The 13,481-nt window shown below is 65.1% G+C and carries 8 protein-coding genes and 3 pseudogenes; 7 read left to right on the forward strand and 4 right to left on the reverse strand.

Annotation, left to right across the window (positions count from 1 at the left end; all coding sequences use genetic code 11):
* Positions 1-290 precede the first annotated feature (290 nt).
* Together ypfJ and moaB are read left to right on the forward strand one after the other, a co-directional pair.
* Complete coding sequence (ypfJ, locus tag ACSKB8_RS43335; RefSeq protein ID WP_091894186.1) at positions 291-1,232, forward strand: KPN_02809 family neutral zinc metallopeptidase; 942 nt, start codon at positions 291-293, stop codon at positions 1,230-1,232.
* 216 nt (positions 1,233-1,448) lie between these two features.
* Positions 1,449-2,012: a molybdenum cofactor biosynthesis protein B gene (gene moaB / locus ACSKB8_RS43340; protein WP_128943726.1), complete on the forward strand. Its 564-nt coding sequence runs from the start codon at positions 1,449-1,451 to the stop codon at positions 2,010-2,012.
* A 252-nt stretch (positions 2,013-2,264) separates the two neighbouring features.
* On the opposite strand, the gene ACSKB8_RS43345 is transcribed toward moaB, so the two are convergent.
* Complete coding sequence (locus ACSKB8_RS43345; protein ID WP_438111555.1) at positions 2,265-3,194, reverse strand: bifunctional helix-turn-helix transcriptional regulator/GNAT family N-acetyltransferase; 930 nt, start codon at positions 3,192-3,194, stop codon at positions 2,265-2,267.
* A gap of 62 nt (positions 3,195-3,256) precedes the next feature.
* The gene (locus ACSKB8_RS43350) at positions 3,257-3,832 is read right to left on the reverse strand and encodes a glycosyl transferase (RefSeq protein ID WP_438111557.1); all 576 of its coding nucleotides are present in this window, start codon (positions 3,830-3,832) and stop codon (positions 3,257-3,259) included.
* A gap of 327 nt (positions 3,833-4,159) precedes the next feature.
* Between ACSKB8_RS43350 and ACSKB8_RS43355 the strand changes: the two genes are divergently transcribed.
* A complete protein-coding gene (locus tag ACSKB8_RS43355) occupies positions 4,160-4,999 on the forward strand; it encodes an RMD1 family protein (RefSeq protein ID WP_438111559.1) in 840 nt (279 codons plus the stop codon).
* Between the two features lie 292 nt (positions 5,000-5,291).
* On the opposite strand, the gene ACSKB8_RS43360 is transcribed toward ACSKB8_RS43355, so the two are convergent.
* Positions 5,292-6,488: an acetate/propionate family kinase gene (locus ACSKB8_RS43360; protein ID WP_438111561.1), complete on the reverse strand. Its 1,197-nt coding sequence runs from the start codon at positions 6,486-6,488 to the stop codon at positions 5,292-5,294.
* Between the two features lie 4 nt (positions 6,489-6,492).
* A complete protein-coding gene (locus tag ACSKB8_RS43365; RefSeq protein WP_438111563.1) occupies positions 6,493-8,907 on the reverse strand; it encodes a phosphoketolase family protein in 2,415 nt (804 codons plus the stop codon).
* Between the two features lie 217 nt (positions 8,908-9,124).
* Between ACSKB8_RS43365 and ACSKB8_RS43370 the strand changes: the two are divergent.
* From ACSKB8_RS43370 to ACSKB8_RS43385, 4 genes and pseudogenes are all read left to right on the forward strand, one after another.
* Positions 9,125-10,291 (forward strand): annotated as a pseudogene (locus ACSKB8_RS43370) (PA0069 family radical SAM protein); the annotation flags it as partial.
* Positions 10,292-10,314: 23 nt separating this feature from the next.
* Positions 10,315-10,761, forward strand: a pseudogene (locus ACSKB8_RS43375) (VOC family protein); the annotation flags it as partial.
* 85 nt (positions 10,762-10,846) lie between these two features.
* Complete coding sequence (locus ACSKB8_RS43380; protein WP_438111565.1) at positions 10,847-11,758, forward strand: ribonuclease HII; 912 nt, start codon at positions 10,847-10,849, stop codon at positions 11,756-11,758.
* Between the two features lie 178 nt (positions 11,759-11,936).
* A pseudogene (locus tag ACSKB8_RS43385) lies at positions 11,937-13,445 on the forward strand (glycosyltransferase family 39 protein).
* Positions 13,446-13,481: the final 36 nt, after the last annotated feature.

Raw genomic sequence — 13,481 nt, forward strand, 5'->3', positions numbered from 1 at the left:
CTCGTGTGCGGGACGTTGCGCGCATTCGCCGTGTTTTACAGTGCATTTCGTGCTTCTTCGCCTCACGCGAGCAGTCGAGGCTTCAGAAAAGATCCAAATTTCTCTCGGAAAAAATTGCTCGACCCTCGGAAAAAATTGCTGGCATCGGCATGGTGTCGCACTAGGCAATTTTTGCCGGCCACGATATTGATAAACGCAACGGAAATTTTACCTGTGTGGCGCGTTGAGCTTTGGCGCTCATGCGCCCGACGAAGCCGACGATACCAGGGACCCCCAGGGGAAAGGCCGCCATGCGTTACGATGACTTCCGCCGCAGCGACGACATCGAGGATCGTCGCGACGAAGGTGGTGGGTTTGGCGGCGGCGGAGGAGGCGGGTTCGGGCTGCCGATGGGCGGCGGCGGGCTCGGCATCGGCACCATCATCATCCTCGGCCTGGTCGGCTACGCCTTCGGCATCGACCCGCGCATCCTGATCGGCGGCGCCGAGATCCTCACCGGCGGCGGCCATGCGCCCACCTACCAGACCGACCGCCAGGCCTCCTCCGGCAAGCGCGGCGCACCGACCGACGAGATGGGCAGCATGATCTCCGGCATTCTCGGCGAGATCGACGATCGCTGGAGCGAGATCTTCCAGGCCAGCGGCCAGTCCTATACCGGTCCGAAGATCGTACTGTTCCGTAACGCCACCAATGGCGGCCGCTGCGGCATGGCGCAGTCGGCGATGGGGCCGTTCTATTGTCCGCCGGATCGCACCATCTTCCTCGACACCGGCTTCTTCCGAGAGGTCGAGACGCGCTTCCGCGGCTGCTCCGGTAAGTCCGCCTGTAACTTCACCACCGCCTACATCATTGCGCATGAGGCCGGCCATCACATCCAGAACCTGCTCGGCATCATTCCGCGCGTGACGCGGCTGCAGCAGCAGGCCGGCAGCAAGGCCGAGGCGAATGCGCTTCAGGTGAAGGTGGAATTGCAGGCCGACTGCCTGTCCGGCGTCTGGGTCAACCGCGAGGCCAAGAAGCGCCCGAACTTCCTCGAGCCCGGCGACATCGACGCCGCGCTGACCACGGCGAGCGCGATCGGCGACGATACGCTCCAGCGCCAGGCGACGGGCCGCGTCGTGCCCGATTCCTTCACCCACGGTTCGGCGGCGCAACGCAAGCAGTGGTTCATGACCGGCTACCAGCAGGGCTCGGTGCAGGCCTGCAACACGTTCGGTGCCGGGGCGCTGTAACGAAGGCTTCGTGCCCCGGACGCAACGCAGCACGAATTATGTTGCGCGGTTGCGCTTCTGAGGATTCAGAAGTAGTGGCGTCAGCCCGAGGTGCTCGCCCGGCGAGCCTCGAAGGATGGCGGAGCCCGTGGCCCATCCTTCGCCCTTCGGTGCGCTTGCACCGCAGGGCGAGCGCCCCAGGATGACGGCGGTGGGCGGGATAGAAGGTGCGATACAATGGCCTCCATAGACGAGACAAAGCAATTCATCCCGCTCAACATCGCGGTGCTCACCGTATCAGACACGCGCGTCCTCGCCGACGACAAGTCGGGCCAGACGCTGGCCGACCGTCTCCTGGCTGCCGGCCATAAGCTCGCCGCGCGCGAGATCGTCACCGACGACATCGAGGCGATCCGCAACGTGATCCGCCGCTGGATCGCGGATGCCGGCATCGACGTCGTCATCACCACCGGCGGCACCGGCTTCACCGGGCGCGACGTCACGCCGGAGGCGATCGAGCCGCTGTTCGAGAAGCGCATGGATGGTTTCTCGATCGCGTTCCATATGCTGAGCCATGCCAAGATCGGCGCGTCGACGATCCAGAGCCGCGCCACTGCGGGCGTCGCGGGCGCAACCTACATCTTCTGCCTGCCAGGTTCGCCCGGCGCCTGCCGCGACGGCTGGGACGGCATCCTTGCCGCCCAGCTCGACTACCGCACGCGTCCCTGCAATTTCGTCGAGATCATGCCAAGGCTGGACGAGCATCTGCGAAGACCGAAGGCGCAAGGCGCGACGGTGTGATTGCGGTTGCTTTGACGCTCTCTCCGCTGAGCTAGGCGCGGACCTCTTCCCCTCTCCCCTTGCGGGAGAGGGTGGATCGCCGCGGTAGCGGCGAGACGGGTGAGGGGTCTCTATCGGCACGGAGAGTTCGGAGACATACCCCTCACCCAAGCGAGTTCTGTGTCTGCCAGCGTCGCCGCCCTCTCCCGCAAGGGGAGAGGGCACATCAACGTGCATCTCGCCGCAACATGCATTTCTTCCGCAGCAAGCTCGTCAGAGATCCCGCTCCCAGGTCTCCCCGACCAGATCGGCACCGAAGCTGTGGTGTTTCTCTTCCTTCACGAGCTTGAAGCCTGCACTTTGATAGATGCCGCGCGCGGCGACGAGGATACTCTGCGTCCACAGCGTCATCTTGCTGTAGCCCCTCTCGCGTGCGCCTTGGATGCATTGCTCGACCAGCGCGCGACCGATGCCGAGCCCCCGCGCTTTCTTCTCCACCTGCAAGAGGCGCAGCTTGGCGATCTCATCCGTGGCCTTGACCAGAAAGATCGAGCCGACCGGCTCGCCACCTACTTCCGCGATCCAGCAGTGCTCGCGCGCGGCGTCGTAGTTCCTGATGAACTGTGCACAGATCTCGGCGACCAGCGCCTCGTAGCTGATATCCCAGTTGTAATCCGCGGCGTAGGCGGCGGCCTGTCGGGAGATGACCCAGCCCATGTCACCGACGCGATGGCTGCGCAGCATGAAAGCCGCGGGCTGGCTTCGACGTTGCTCCAGCACAGCCTCAATGGTCGCCATCGCCTGCGTGAGCCGCGTTGCATCGCTGGCCGAAAGCTGAGCGAGCATGGCGGCAACGTCGTTTTGCGAGCCTAGGTTCAGCTTGGCGAAGGCCTGGCGGCCCTTGGCGGTGAGGCTGAGCTGGTATTGCCTGCGATCTGCGGGCAGGGGTCTTCGCGTGATTAGCCCCTTTTCGTCGAAGCTTTGCACGATGCGGCTGAGATAGCCGGGGTCGAGACCCAGCTCGTTTCCGATCTCTTTGGCCGCCAGGTCGTCGCGATGCGCGAGTTCATAGAGCACCCGGGCCTCGCTGAGCGAAAACGGGCTTTTTCCAAGGTGCTGGTCGAGCACACCAAGCTTGCGGGTATAGAAGCGGTTGAAGGCGCGGACCGCTGCGATGTGGTCGTCGGTAGCTTCAAAGGACATGGGTCACCTCAATACTTGCCATTGTCAAACAATTATTTGACTTTGGCAAGTATTGGGCGGCTTCAGCCGACCATGACGATCCGGCTGCGCAGCATGGTCCGGGACGAGCGGCCGAGCCGCCGGAGCAGCCGTGCCTCGGACCGGCGGGCCTGCGGCGGGTAGCCGCCGATCCGGTCATAATGATCGCGCGCGATCAAAAGCCCCTGATCGCCGAACGGGCCGACGAGCTTGCGCGCCACGGCGCGGAGGATGTCGCCGAGCCCGGTGTCGGCGTAGGGTGAACGCGCATAGCGAAACACCGCCGCTCGATCGCGGCCGCTGCTCGAGACGGCCTGGATGAACTGGGTGGTCTCCTCGATCCAGCCGGTTTCCAGCACCGCGCCGGCAGGGAGGAACATCAGCCACGGCGAACGGGCCTGGAGGGCGCCGGCGGCGCGCGCGGCCCCTTGCGAAGAGCCCTCGAAGCTGATGAAGCGGCAACCTGCGACGTCGGCGACGCGCTCGATGACGCCGTTGCGGGTGCCGTCGACCAGGAGCACTTCCCGGATGATGCCGGCCGCGGCGCCGGGGACGAGCGCGGCCAGCGTTGCGACTGCCGTCTGCTCGACGCCTTCGGTCGGAATGATGACGCTCAGCATGATTGAAGCTTCAATATCTGCACTTCGGAAGAAGCGTAGCTTTTCATGATGTTGTCATAAACACTTGGCGTTGCCGAGTGCAACTTTTTCGGCGGGGCTTCGGCATGCAATGGTAAACTCCCAGCCAAATGTGTCGCGCGCGGGATGGTATTTTGGTCGATTATTTCGGCACAAGCTCGTCCGGTCCGTATTAACCCGGAGTCCGACGATGATGTTGCGCGGCGCAGGGCAGTTCGCAACCGTCCAAGGAGGGGATGGGCTGCAACCAACCGTCGAACGGGAACGATGTGCGACTTGGGTCCTGATTGGTGCTGACGGAGGCCTTGCATGAATGCCGATCAACTCGCCGTCAACGCGACGGCAACGACGCCGAAGCAGGACGCCGTGCCGACCCTGCGGGTTCGCGCCCTGATGCTGGGCGACCGCATCAATGCTTCCGGCCTCGAGATCGGCACGCTGGTCTCCTCGACGCCGGCTGCCTTCCGCGTCCACGCCGGACTTGTCGTGATTTTCCGCTACGGCGTCGTGGTGCTGATCGGTCTTCTGCCCTCGGAGGAGAAGGTGCTGATCAACAGCCTGAAGCCGCGGGTGATCGGCGAGTTCAGTCCTCATGAGGAAGAGACCGCGCAGGCGCAGCTCTGCAAGGACGAGAATGTCGAGGCGATCCAGCCGGGCGGGCCGATCTGTCTCGCCAAATTCTCCGACGACCGGCTGCTCCTGATCGCGGATGCGCTCGCCAAGAGCACGTCGCTCGCCCGCGACGAGCGGCGCGTCGCGGCGGTCTTCGACGTGATCGAGCCGTTTGCGCGGGAGCTCGCCGAGCGCGGCCGCACGCCGCGCCGGCGCAAGGGCATTTTACAGCTGATCGGCAATGCGCTTCTCGTCCAGCAGCGTGTCGCGGGCCGTGTTGCCGTCGCCGAGAAACCCGACGTGCTCTGGGAGAAGCCCGAGCTCGACCGGCTCTATGCCCGGCTCGAGGACGAGTATGAGCTGAAGGAGCGCCTCGACACGCTCGAGCGCAAACTCACGGCGGTGTCGGAGACCGCCAACGCATTGACCGACATCATCGACACCCAGCGCTCGCTCCGCCTCGAAATCGCGATCGTGGTGCTGATCGTGATCGAGATCGCGATCGGGTGTTTTCAGATATGGTCGGGCACGCATTAGCCAAGCTGAATTTTGTTCGCGAGCGAGACGCGCGTTACTTTGCCCTCTCCCCTTGTGGGAGAGGGCGGCGACGCTGGTCGACACAAGCTCACTTCGGTGAGGGGTTGTCGCCGCATAATCGCTGGTGCGTTGTGATGCGTTGCTTTGCCGCATTCGTCGTCATTGCGAGCGAAGCGAAGCAATCCAGAGTCCCGCCGCAGAGCCAGTCTGGATTGCTTCGCGGAGCCTGTCATCGGGCCGCGCTTCGCGCGGACCCGTTGGCTCGCAATGCCGGATTGGCGGCCATCACGGGCTAAATCGGATGAGCACCTATTGTCTGCAGCACCGCCGCACAATGCCGCGCGATCGTTAGTTCCTCATTCGTTGGTATGACGAACACCTCAACAGCGCTATCGCTCCCGCTGATGCGCTCGCGCGCGGCATCATTTGCAGCGGCATCGATGCTCACACCGAGCCAGCTAAGACGTTCGCCGATCGCGCTGCGGATCTCTTTCGCATGCTCGCCGATGCCGCCGGTGAAGACCAGGCAGTTCAATCCTTCAAGCGTGGTCGACATCATCGCGATCTCCTGCGCCGCCCGGAAAACGAACAGATCGACCGCCTCGCGCGCCGCAGTCTCGCGGCTTGCCAGCAGCGTACGCATGTCTGCGGAGATGCCGGAGACGCCGAGTAGGCCGGACTCGAGATACAGCAAATGCTGGATGTCCTCGACCGACATGTTCTGGTGCTGTTGCAGATAGAGCAGCACGCCGGGATCGATCGTGCCGCAGCGCGTGCCCATTACGAGGCCGTCGAGCGGTGTCAGTCCCATCGTGGTGTCGACGCTGCGGCCATCGCGCAGCGCGCACAGGCTCGCCCCATTGCCGAGATGCGCGATGACGGTGCGCTTTGCGACGAGCTGCGGCGCGATTGCCGCGAGGCGCCCCGCGACATATTCGAAGGAGAGGCCGTGAAACCCGTAGCGCCGGACACCGCGCTCCTCATAGCGCCTCGGAATGGCGAACCGGCTCGGGGGCTGGGCCATGCTGTGATGAAAGGCGGTGTCGAAACAGGCAATCTGCGTCAGACCGGGGCGGATCGCCTGGATGGTGCGGACCGGCTCGAGGCAACGCGGCTGGTGCAGTGGAGCAAGCGGGGTCAGCGCCGCCAGCTTGGCATAGACGTCGTCCGTCAGTTCGACCGGGCCGTAGTAATCCGGGCCGCCGTGGACGATGCGGTGACCGATGGCGCGCAGGCGGTGCTCGCCAAAACGCTCGTCGATGAACGCCAGCACCTCGGCGAACAGATGACCACTGTCCGTATCGGATGAGTCCTTCCGCGCCTCGAACATTATCTCGCCCGCTGGGCTCTTCACCACGAGCCGGGGCGCCGCCTCGTGCTCGTCGAGCAAGCCGTTGCAGAGCAGGTCGGGGTCGGACGCCGCCAGCTCGAACAGGCCGAACTTGATGCTCGATGATCCCGAGTTAAGCACAAGGACAGTGTCCGACATGGCTTCAGTTGCCGGCTTTGGCCGGCGTTTTGCCGCCGGCGGTGTTCGACCAGACCCAATCGCGGACCTCAGGCATGTCCTCGCCATGCTCGCGGACATAGCGGGAGTGTTCGATCAGCTTGTCGCGGAACTGTTGCTTGACCTGCGCAGCCCTGGTCGCAAGCCCCGGCACGCGCTCGATCGCCTCGATCGCGAGATGGTATCGGTCGAGCTCATTGAGCACGACCATGTCGAACGGCGTCGTCGTGGTGCCTTCCTCGGCAAATCCGCGCACATGCATGCCGGCATGGTTGGTGCGGTTATAGGTCAGCCGGTGAATGAGATAAGGATAGCCGTGGTAGGCGAAGATGACCGGCTTGTCTGATGTGAACAGGCTGTCGAAATCGCGGTCGGACAGACCGTGCGGATGCTGCTCCTTCGGCTGCAGCGTCATGAGGTCGACGACATTGACGACGCGGATATTCAGGTCAGGCAGCGCCTTGTGCAAGAGGTCGACGGCGGCGAGCGTCTCCAGTGTCGGCACGTCGCCGGCGCAGGCCATCACCACGTCGGGCTCTGTGTTTGTGTCCTCCGTGCCCGCCCAGGTCCAGATGCCGATGCCGGCATCGCAATGCGTGGCCGCCTCCTGCATCGACAGCCATTGCGGCGCCGGCTGCTTGCCGGCGACGATCACATTGATGCGGTTGTAGGTGCGCAGGCAATGATCGGCGATCCACAACAGCGTGTTGGCGTCGGGCGGGAAATAGATCCGGACGATATCGGCCTTCTTGTTGGCGACGAGATCGACGAAACCAGGGTCCTGATGGCTGAAGCCGTTATGGTCCTGGCGCCAGACATGCGAGGTCAGGAGATAGTTGAGCGAGGCGATCGGGCGCCGCCAGGGCAGATCGCGCGTCACCTTCAGCCATTTGGCGTGCTGGTTGAACATGGAATCCACGATGTGGATGAAGGCCTCATAGCAGGAGAACAAGCCGTGCCGGCCGGTGAGCAGATAGCCTTCGAGCCAGCCCTGGCAGAGATGCTCGCTCAGGATCTCCATCACGCGGCCGTCCCGCGCGAGATGCACGTCGTAAGGTTCGGTTGGTTCCATCCAGACGCGTTCGGTGGCCTCGAACACCGCATCGAGCCGGTTTGATGCCGTCTCGTCCGGGCCCATGATGCGGAAGTTGCGCGTCTCGGCATTGAGGCGGACGACATCGCGCAGGAATTTGCCGAGCTCGCGGGTGGCTTCCGCCACCATGCCGCCGGGCTGCGGCACCTCGACCGCGAAGCTGCGGAAATCCGGCAGCTTCAGCTCCTTCTTCAACAGACCGCCATTGGCATGCGGATTGGCGCCCATCCGCCGCTGGCCTTCGGGCGCCAGCGCCTGAAGCTCGGGAATGAACGCGCCGCCGGCGTCGAACAACTTGTCCGGCTCATAGCTGCGCATCCAGTCCTCGAGCAGCTTCAGATGCGCCGGGTTCTCGCGGCAGCTCGCAACGGGGACCTGATGCGCGCGCCAAAAACCTTCGACCTTCTTGCCGTCGACCTCCTTCGGGCCGGTCCAGCCCTTGGGGCTGCGCAGCACGATCATCGGCCAGCGCGGTCGCTCGACGTTTCTGCGCCCGTCGCGGGCGTGCTGCTGGATCGAGCGGATGCTGGCGAGCGCGACGTCGAGCGCATCCGCCATGGCCTGGTGCATCAATTTGGGATCGTCGCCCGCGACGAACAGCGGCTCATGCCCGAGCCCGCGGAAGAGATCGCGGATCTCTTCGTCCCGCATCCGCCCGAGCACGGTCGGGTTGGCGATCTTGTAGCCGTTGAGATGCAGGATCGGCAGCACCGCGCCGTCATGGGCAGGGTTGAGGAACTTGTTGGAGTGCCAGGACGCCGCGAGCGGGCCGGTTTCGGCCTCGCCGTCGCCGACGACGCAGGCGACGATGAGGTCGGGATTGTCGAATGCGGCGCCATAGGCGTGCACCAGGGCATAGCCGAGCTCGCCGCCCTCGTGGATCGAGCCCGGCGTTTCCGGCGCCGCATGGCTCGGAATGCCCCCGGGGAAGGAGAACTGCCTGAACAGCTTGCGCAATCCGTCCGCATCCCGGGCGATGTCGGGATAGATCTCGCTGTAGCTGCCTTCCAGATAGGTGTTGGCGACCATGCCCGGGCCGCCATGGCCGGGGCCGCAGACGTAGATCACGTTGAGGTCAAGCGCCCGGATGACGCGATTGAGATGGGCATAGATGGAGTTCAAACCGGGCGTCGTGCCCCAATGGCCGAGCAGGCGCGGCTTGATGTGCTCGGGCCGCAGCGGCTCGCGTAGCAGCGGATTGTCGAGGAGATAGATTTGCCCGACGGAGAGATAGTTGGCGGCACGCCAGTAGCGATCGAGGAGATCGAGTTCGCTGCTCGCCGCGCGCAATTGTCGTTGATTTGTCATGTTCTTGCCGACCTTCACCCAGCGATCGTCACCAACATTGTTCCGGCGCGATTGATCCCTTCGCCATGAAACGGGATCGCCGCGGCGCCGGCGTTGCGTGAGGTCAAGGGCGCGCCGAAAGTTTGGGCAGCGCTACTGTGCATGGGGTTGTTTTCGCGTTTTTTGTTCTTGTTCTTGATTTGTTCCGTTCGGGTGCTATGTTGGCTTCATGAGTTGAGCATCTTCTCGTGCCCTCAAGCACCCGCCGGTCACGGCGCCCTCCGAGCCGGCGGGTGCGCCTTCTGATTTTCCTGCCGATTTTCCCGAGCTTGGCGTCGCCATCGACCGTGCGCGCCGGCGAGGGCGGGGTGCCCAGTCCAATGCCAGCGGCCGCTACGAGGCCGAGGCGCGCGTCGCCTTCGACGATGGCTGGCAGAGCCTGGAGGAGCTGCCGCCGTTCAAGACCACGGTTGCCGTCGACACTTCGCGCAAGGTGATCACCCGCAACGACTCCCCCGACATCGGCTTCGACCGCTCGATCAATCCCTATCGCGGCTGCGAGCACGGCTGCGTCTATTGCTTCGCGCGGCCGACCCATGCGTATCTCGGCCTGTCGCCGGGGCTCGACTTCGAGTCGAAGCTGTTCGTGAAGCCCGAGGCGCCGGCGCTGCTCGAGAAGGAGCTCGCAGCAAGCGGCTACGAGCCGCGGATGATTGCGATCGGCACCAACACCGATCCCTATCAGCCGATCGAGCGCGAGCGAAAGATCATGCGCGGCATCCTCGAGGTGCTGGAGCGCACCGGGCATCCGGTCGGCATCGTCACCAAGTCGGCGCTGGTGGTGCGAGACATCGACATTCTCGCGCGGATGGCCAAGCGCAATCTCGCCAAGGTCGCGATCTCGGTGACGTCACTCGATCCGAAGCTCGCGCGCACCATGGAGCCGCGGGCCTCCACGCCGCCGAAGCGGCTGGAGGCGCTGAAGCAGCTCTCCGACGCCGGTATTCCCACCACCGTGATGGTCGCGCCCGTGATTCCCGCGTTGAACGATTCCGAGATCGAACGCATCCTCGATGCCGCAGCCCATGCCGGCGTCAAGGAAGCCTCCTACGTGCTGCTGCGGCTGCCGCTCGAGGTGCGCGATCTGTTCCGCGAATGGCTGATGGCGAACTATCCGGACCGCTACCGCCACGTCTTCACGCTGATCCGCGACATGCGCGGCGGCCGTGACTACGATGCGAAATGGGGCGAGCGGATGAAGGGAACCGGCCCGATGGCTTGGACCATCGGCCGCCGCTTCGAGATCGCCTGCGACAGGCTCGGCCTCAACAAACGGCGCTCCAAGCTGACCACGGATCACTTCGCGCGACCGAAGCGGAACGGCGATCAGCTCAGCCTGTTCTGATCGGGAAGTGGACGAGGCGTAGCATGAGCGAGGAACTTACCGTGCCGGTGCCGCGGCTGACCGTCATCACGCTCGGTGTCGGCGACATCCGCGCCAGCGTCGCTTTCTACGACGCGCTCGGTTTCTCGCGCCGGCTGAAGGTGACCGGTGAGGCGGTCGCCTTCTATGATACCGGTGGTCCGGTGCTCGCCCTGTATCCCTGGGATCAGCTCGCTGCCGACGCGTCGTTGCCGGACAATCCGAGGCCGTCGACCTTTCGTGGGATGACGCTCGCCTGGAACTGCCGGACGCGCGCGGAGGTCGATGCGGTGCTGGCTTTCGCTGTCGACAAGGGCGCAACGCTGCTGAAAGCGGCGCACGAGACCGATTACGGCGGCTATTCCGGCTATTTTACTGACCCTGACGGGCATCCGTGGGAGGTCGTGGTCGCGCCCGGCATCCATGTCGGTGACGATCGGCGGGTGCATCTGGGGAGTAGGGCGGCTCACCTGAATAACGGGAATTATCTGGGGTTCCTAGTTGCGCTGGCGAAGTCCCTTGCGCACGATCCCGGCCATGATTCGGGACAAGTCCGCGACGAAGCCAGCCAAAGACGCGCCAAAAAAGAACGGTGCGAAGAAGGCCGCGCCTGCCAAGGCCTCGGAAGCCAACACGCCGGAAGCCAAGCCGTCGCAAGCCAAGAAGTCGGAAACTAAGCCTTCGGAGGTTGAGGCTTTAGCCGGCAAGAGTGCGGGCCCGAAAGGCATCATCGCCGTAGCGCCGCCGAGCTTCCGTCGGGAGCGCGCGCTGATCAAGCGCGGCGTCTGGCCGGTCGCGGGCTGCGACGAGGCAGGCCGCGGCCCGCTCGCCGGCCCCGTGGTGGCGGCGGCGGTGATCCTTGATCCCAACCGCATTCCCCGTGGCATCGACGATTCCAAACGGCTGACGGTGGAGGAGCGCGAAAAGCTGTTCGACAAGATCTGCGCCACCGCGCAGGTCTCGGTTGTCGTGGCTTCGCCCGCGCGGATCGACCGCGACAACATCCTGCGCGCCTCGCTGTGGGCGCTGAAGCGCGCGGTGGTGGCGTTGCCCGAGACGCCGCGCCATGTCTTCGTCGACGGCCGCGACCGGCTCGATACGGAATGCGACTGCGAGGCCGTGATCGGCGGCGACGGCATCGTGCTGTCGATCGCGGCGGCGTCCATCGTCGCCAAGGTCACCCGCGACCGGCTGATGTGCGCGCTGGCGCAAGACTGCCCCGGCTACGGCTTCGAGCAGCACAAGGGTTACGCCGTGCCCGAGCATCTCGACGCCCTCGACCGCCTCGGCCCCTCCATCCACCACCGCCGCTTCTTCGCCCCCGTCGCTGCCGCCCGCGCCAAGCATATGCCCTGGACCGTCGAGCCGGTGCAGGATCTGTTCTCCGTCACCGAGGTCGAGATGGAGGTGGAGGCGGGTGTCGAAGCCGGCGCCTCCACAGGTCTCTAGGACTCCGCTTTTCGCTGCGGCCTCTTTGCCTCTCCCCGCGTGCGGGAAGAGGGGAGAAGAGACACTGTCGGGGAGAGGCAGCAGACCGAAGTTGCCACGACGCGCTGCGCCCTTTATCAAAACAGACGTGAGCGAATAGGGCCGGCTGGACGGGTTGGCTGCATCTTTCGGACCTTGCATGCGGTTTACCTCCCTGGTCATCGAGCTCATTCGCGCCCGGCCGCGGCTGATCGTGTGGATCGCCGTGTTGCTTCAGGCGGCGATGTGGCTGTTCGTGGCGCTGGCGTTCTACCGCAGCCCGCCCGGCACCCTTGCGACGCTGCTGGCTTTCGGCCGCGAGTACCAGGTCGGCACCGATCTCGGCCCTCCCTTGCCGATCTGGCTCGCCGACATTGCCTATCGCGCCGCCGGCGGTCACATGTTCGGCGTCTACGTGCTCGCCCAGCTCTGCGAGATCGCGACCTTCATCGCGCTCTTTCATCTGTCTCGCGCCGTGGTCGGCTCCCAGCAGGCCGTGCTCGCCGTGCTGCTGACCATGACCGTGCTGGCCTTCTCCTCGTCCGCGCTCGACTTCGGCCCGCTGGTGCTGGCGCGACCGCTTTGGGCGCTGCTGCTGCTGCACTCCTGGCAGATCATCGGCCAGCGCCGCGGCAATGCCTGGTTCGCTTGGTCGATCGAAGCCGGCCTGTTGTTGCTCACGACGCCCGCCGCGATCTTCCTCCTCCTGCTGATCGTCGTCTTCGCGATCTCGACTGCGCGCGGCCGCAGGACGCTATGGGGGCTCGATCCGCTGTTTGCGCTGATCGTCGTTGCCGTGCTGGCGCTGCCCTACGCGGTCTGGCTGATGCGAGCCGAGACGTTGACCATGCCGGCCTTGCCGCAGGTTTCGGAGCTCAACGCCCGCGCCCTGCACGCAGCCTGGCTGCTCGGCGGGCTCGTGCTTGGGGCGGCGGCGATTCCGGCGCTGACCTTCCTCAACACTGGGATGTTCGCCGACAAGGGCGAGGAAGCCCCGATCATCTATCGCCCGCCGGTCGAGCCGCTCGCGCGCAACTTCGTCTATTTCTTCGCGCTGGCGCCGCCGCTCGGCGCGGTGCTGATCTCCGGTCTGCTTCGGGCTGGAATCCGCCGCCGGTGGCGCCGGTGTCGTGCTCGTCATGTCCGGGCTTGTCGTGGTGGTTGCCGCAGGGGATCTCATCGCGATGCGCCGCGCGCGGATGCTGCGCATGGTATGGGCCGCCGCCGTCGTCGCGCCGGCCGCGGGCGTCGCGCTCGCCGTCCTGGTCATGCCCTGGACCGGCACCGGCGAGATCGCGACTTCGATGCCGGCCCGCGCGATCTCGGATTTCTTCGACGAGAGCTTCGCCCGCCGCACCAATCATCGCCTACGCGCGGTCGCCGGCGAGACCCAGCTTGCGAGCCTGATCACGCTGCATTCCGGGCGGCCGCATCTCTTCATCGACGCCGACCCGGCGCGCACGCCGTGGATGAATCAGACTAAGTTCAGCGAGACCGGCGGCGTCGTGGTCTGGCGCGCCGCGGATACCGCCGGCACCCCGCCGCCGGAGATCCTCAAGCGCTTCCGGGGATTGTGCCGGAGGTCCCGCGCGCCTTCGAATGGCTGGTGAACGGCCGCCAGCAACTGCTGCGCATCGGCTGGGCCATCGTGCGGCCGAAGGGGACGTGAGGCGATCTCGCGCCTCGGGCGCGGACGATTGTAGGG

The organism is Bradyrhizobium sp. BR 1432 (genome assembly GCF_051547705.1).
Classification (GTDB): Bacteria; Pseudomonadota; Alphaproteobacteria; order Rhizobiales; family Xanthobacteraceae; genus Bradyrhizobium; species Bradyrhizobium zhanjiangense.

What these genes read in the sequence shown, in the direction of transcription:
- ypfJ (WP_091894186.1), top strand. Translation starts at nt 291, where the DNA reads ATGCGTTACGATGACTTCCGCCGCAGCGACGACATCGAGGATCGTCGC.
- moaB (WP_128943726.1), top strand. Translation starts at nt 1,449, where the DNA reads ATGGCCTCCATAGACGAGACAAAGCAATTCATCCCGCTCAACATCGCG.
- ACSKB8_RS43345 (WP_438111555.1), bottom strand. Translation starts at nt 3,194, where the DNA reads ATGTCCTTTGAAGCTACCGACGACCACATCGCAGCGGTCCGCGCCTTC.
- ACSKB8_RS43350 (WP_438111557.1), bottom strand. Translation starts at nt 3,832, where the DNA reads ATGCTGAGCGTCATCATTCCGACCGAAGGCGTCGAGCAGACGGCAGTC.
- ACSKB8_RS43355 (WP_438111559.1), top strand. Translation starts at nt 4,160, where the DNA reads ATGAATGCCGATCAACTCGCCGTCAACGCGACGGCAACGACGCCGAAG.
- ACSKB8_RS43360 (WP_438111561.1), bottom strand. Translation starts at nt 6,488, where the DNA reads ATGTCGGACACTGTCCTTGTGCTTAACTCGGGATCATCGAGCATCAAG.
- ACSKB8_RS43365 (WP_438111563.1), bottom strand. Translation starts at nt 8,907, where the DNA reads ATGACAAATCAACGACAATTGCGCGCGGCGAGCAGCGAACTCGATCTC.
- ACSKB8_RS43380 (WP_438111565.1), top strand. Translation starts at nt 10,847, where the DNA reads ATGATTCGGGACAAGTCCGCGACGAAGCCAGCCAAAGACGCGCCAAAA.